This window comes from Pyxidicoccus fallax (assembly GCF_012933655.1).
Lineage (GTDB): Bacteria > Myxococcota > Myxococcia > Myxococcales > Myxococcaceae > Myxococcus > Myxococcus fallax.
This window is the reverse complement of record NZ_JABBJJ010000613.1, coordinates 1-3,430: the sequence shown is the minus strand read 5'-3', so window position 1 is coordinate 3,430 and position 3,430 is coordinate 1. Positions and strand designations below refer to the sequence as shown.

The following is a 3,430-nucleotide window of genomic DNA, read 5'->3' as shown; positions in this document are numbered from 1 at the left end:
ACCTGGACGAGCGCGCGGGCGAGCGCATCCACCATGCGATTCAGCAGGCGGGCCTGCCGGTGTTCGCGCTCTTCTTCGCGGCGGCGGGGGCGGGGCTGAAGCTGGACGCGCTGGTGACGGTGGGGCCGGCGGCGATGCTGCTGGTGGCGCTGCGGGGCGTGGCCATCTGGTTCTCGTGCCGGCGCTTCGCGCCCGCGGACGACCCGCGGCTCAAGCAGTACCTGTGGATGGGGCTCATCTCCCAGGCGGGCGTCACCTTCGGGCTGGCCGCGCTGGTGTCGCGGACGTTCCCCAGCTTCGGCCCGCAGGTGGAGGTGCTCATCGTGGCCATGATCACGGCGCACGAGCTGGTGGGCCCGGTGCTCACGCGGCGGGCGCTGGCCGCCAGCGGAGAGATCCGCACGGACGAGGCGGCCGGAACGGCGTAGGCTGGACGGCGCTCCCCCGGGGGGGAGGGCACGAAGGAGGCACGGAGACATCATGGCCGCACCCATCCTCGAGGTGGACCTGGAGCATCCCTCGCCGCGTCACGTGCAGCGCGCGGTGGAGGTGCTCGAGCGCGGCGGGCTCCTGGCCTACCCCACGGACACGTACTACGGCCTGGGGTGCGACCTGAGCTCGAAGAAGGGCATCGAGCGGCTGTACCAGCTCAAGCAGCGCGACAAGAAGAAGCCGCTGTCCTTCCTGTGCCCGGACCTGTCGGACGTGGCGAAGTACGCGCACGTCAGCAATTTCGCGTACCGGACGATGAAGGGCCTCACTCCGGGTGCGTTCACCTTCATCCTGGAGGCGACGCGGCTGGTGCCGGACCTGATGATGACGAAACAGAAACAGGTCGGCATCCGCGTCCCGGACGCTCCGTTGGTGCGCGAAATCGCCCGGGCGCTGGGGCGCCCTCTGGTGACGACGTCCGCCACCAATACGGAGGGTGAGCCACTCATGGATGCGAAGGACATCAAGGCCGAGCTCGGGCACGGGCTGGACCTCATCCTGGACGGGGGGGTGACCCTCAACGAGCCGTCCACCGTGATTTCACTCATCGGCGACACGCTTGAAATCCTCCGGCAGGGCAAGGGTAGGCTGGGGGACTGAACCTCATGAAGGGGGGTCGCCTTGGCACAGGGGGGTACGGAGCCAGGACCCGTGGACGCACCGGAGCGGGTCCCCGGACTGCTGACGCTGTTACTGTTGTTATTGTTCCGCCCGGTGGACCTGCACTACCGGCTGCGCGGCGCGGGCATCCGCGTGCCGGGGGGCCGCATCGGGCAGCTCTGGCGTGAGCAGGCGGAGGGCAACCGGGCCGCGGGCGTCTACGTGCGCCGGTTGTTGTGGTTGCTCGTGGTGGCCTCCCCGGTGACGACGGGCCTGCTGGGCCTGTTGTTGTTCGGCGCGGGGGTTCCGCTGCACGGCGAGTGGGTGATGTCGGCCTTGTTCTGCTCGGCGGCGGGGCTGGCGCTGTCGCTGGTGTCGGGGCTGGCGGCGGGGGTGCTGCTCGGCTCGCTGGCGAGCCTGTCCATGCTGGTGGGGCTCCACGCCACGGTGGGCGGCGTCTTCGGCCCCATCGGCGGAGGTGCCGCCGCGGTGGCCATGGGCGTGTGCCTGGGCGTGGTGACGGGGCTGGCCTCGGGCAGCATCGCGAGCGTGGCCATCGGACGCGGCCCTTCAGTGGTGCGCGTGCAGGTGGTGGCCATCTTCACCAGCGTGATTCCCATGTTCGTGTGGAGCGGCACGGTGAACATGTCCTTCGCCGGAGCGGTGGCGGCCAGCGCGCTGGTGGCCTTCCTCGTCAGCGCCTTCCGGCTGCCGTTGTACGCGCTGGAGGTGCTGGCCTCGGCGGTGGCGTACGCGGTGGAGCGGTGGACGGGACTTCCCACGCTGGGCTGGGTGCCGGTGCGCCACCACAACCTGAGCTACCTGCCGCACCCGTTCCTGGGGCGTCACCTGGCGCTGGCGGTGCGCTCGCGGCCGGCGGAGGTGCTGGCCGTGGCGGACGCGTGCCTGCGCTCGCCCGGCAACATCCTGGTGGGGTGGCCGTGGGTGGTGCAGGCGCTGGAGTCGGCATCGGCCCCGGCGGACGGGGGCGCGGCGCCACGAGGGTAGGCGCGGTGCCGGGGCCCTCCATGGGAAGGGCCCTGCAAGCGGGCGGCCCGGGACGCTGAGTTGCCTCCTCGCGCGCCTCCGGTACCTTGGCGGCGATGGAAGGGTACCTCGACGCGTTCATCGCCTTCATCCGCGCGGAGCGCGGGCTCTCCGGCAAGACGGTGGAGGCCTACGCCGCGGACATCAATGCGTACTTCGAGGACCTGCGCGCGCGCGGCGTCTCGGACGTGACGCGCGTCACCCAGGAGGACGTGTCCGCGCACCTGTCCGCGCTGGGCAGGCAGGGCCTGGGCAAGCGCAGCCAGGCGCGGCACCTGGCCGCGCTGCGGGGCTTCCACCGCTTCCTCGTGGCCGAGCGCATGGCGGACAAGGACCCGACGGAGGACCTGGACACGCCGCGCTCGGCGCGCAAGCTGCCCACGTTCCTCACGCTGGAGGAGGTGGAGCAGCTCCTGGCCGCGCCGGACGAGCGCAACGCCACGGGCATGCGCGACAAGGCCATGCTGGAGGTGCTCTACGCCACGGGCCTGCGCGTGAGCGAGCTGTGCGGGCTGGGCATCAACGACGTGCAGCTCACCGCGGGCTACCTGGTGGCGAAGGGCAAGGGCTCCAAGGAGCGCCTCGTCCCGCTGGGGCGCGTGGCGGTGGAGAAGGTGCAGGCCTACCTGGCCATGTCGCGGCCGGCGCTGCTGGGCCAACGCCAGTCGAAGGCGCTCTTCGTCACGCCGCGCGGCGCGGGCTTCTCGCGGATGGGCTTCTGGAAGCTGCTCAAGCGCTACGCGCTCAAGGCGGGCATCCGCCGGCCCATCTCCCCGCACAAGCTGCGTCACTCCTTCGCCACCCACCTGGTGGAGCGGGGCGCGGACCTGCGCGCCGTGCAGCAGATGCTCGGCCACGCGGACCTGTCCACCACGCAGATCTACACCCACGTCAACAGCGCCCGCCTGCGCGCCGTCTACGACGAGTTCCACCCGCGCAGCGACGTGTTCGTCCCCAAGCCGAAGAAGCGCAAGACGGGGACGTAGCGGGGCGGGGAGGACATGTCAGACCGGGTTGTAGACTGGCGACCCTGTGAGTAGACACCCCGTGGGGTGGGGTGCTATTGAGAGGACCTGTGAGGTCTTCCAGGGGAGGTGTGCATGGGGCAGGGCAAGGGGAAGAAGCCGGCGACGTACGAGGACATCGAGCAGCTGCCGGTCGGGTGGGTCGGGGAGATCATCGAGGATGAGCTGTACGCCTCGCCCCGGCCGGCGTCTCCGCATCTGCACGTGGCGTCCCGGCTGGGGGCGCTGCTGTTGATGGAGTTCGACCTGGCCCGGGGCGGGAAGGG

General features: G+C 71.0%; 3 protein-coding genes and 2 pseudogenes. All 5 read left to right on the top strand.

Translation table 11 applies throughout. The annotated features are described in order from the left end of the window. Window positions 1-428 (top strand): annotated as a pseudogene (locus tag HG543_RS52585) (cation:proton antiporter); the annotation flags it as partial. A 52-nt stretch (window positions 429-480) separates the two neighbouring features. Then, on the top strand, window positions 481-1,092 hold the full coding sequence (locus HG543_RS52580; RefSeq protein ID WP_169352510.1) for an L-threonylcarbamoyladenylate synthase: 612 nt from the start codon (window positions 481-483) through the stop codon (window positions 1,090-1,092). Between the two features lie 51 nt (window positions 1,093-1,143). Beyond that, entirely contained in the window at window positions 1,144-2,100 is a 957-nt protein-coding gene (locus HG543_RS52575; protein WP_343073665.1) for a hypothetical protein, read from the top strand. Between the two features lie 95 nt (window positions 2,101-2,195). Next, window positions 2,196-3,125 carry a site-specific tyrosine recombinase XerD gene (gene xerD / locus HG543_RS52570; protein ID WP_169352508.1) on the top strand — a complete coding sequence of 310 codons (930 nt, stop codon included), beginning with the start codon at window positions 2,196-2,198 and terminating at the stop codon, window positions 3,123-3,125. A gap of 114 nt (window positions 3,126-3,239) precedes the next feature. Beyond that, a pseudogene (locus HG543_RS56100) lies at window positions 3,240-3,430 on the top strand (Uma2 family endonuclease); the annotation flags it as partial.

Bases quoted from the DNA above. Each gene is read 5' to 3' on its own strand.
- HG543_RS52580 (WP_169352510.1), top strand. From the start codon at position 481: ATGGCCGCACCCATCCTCGAGGTGGACCTGGAGCATCCCTCGCCGCGT.
- xerD (WP_169352508.1), top strand. From the start codon at position 2,196: ATGGAAGGGTACCTCGACGCGTTCATCGCCTTCATCCGCGCGGAGCGC.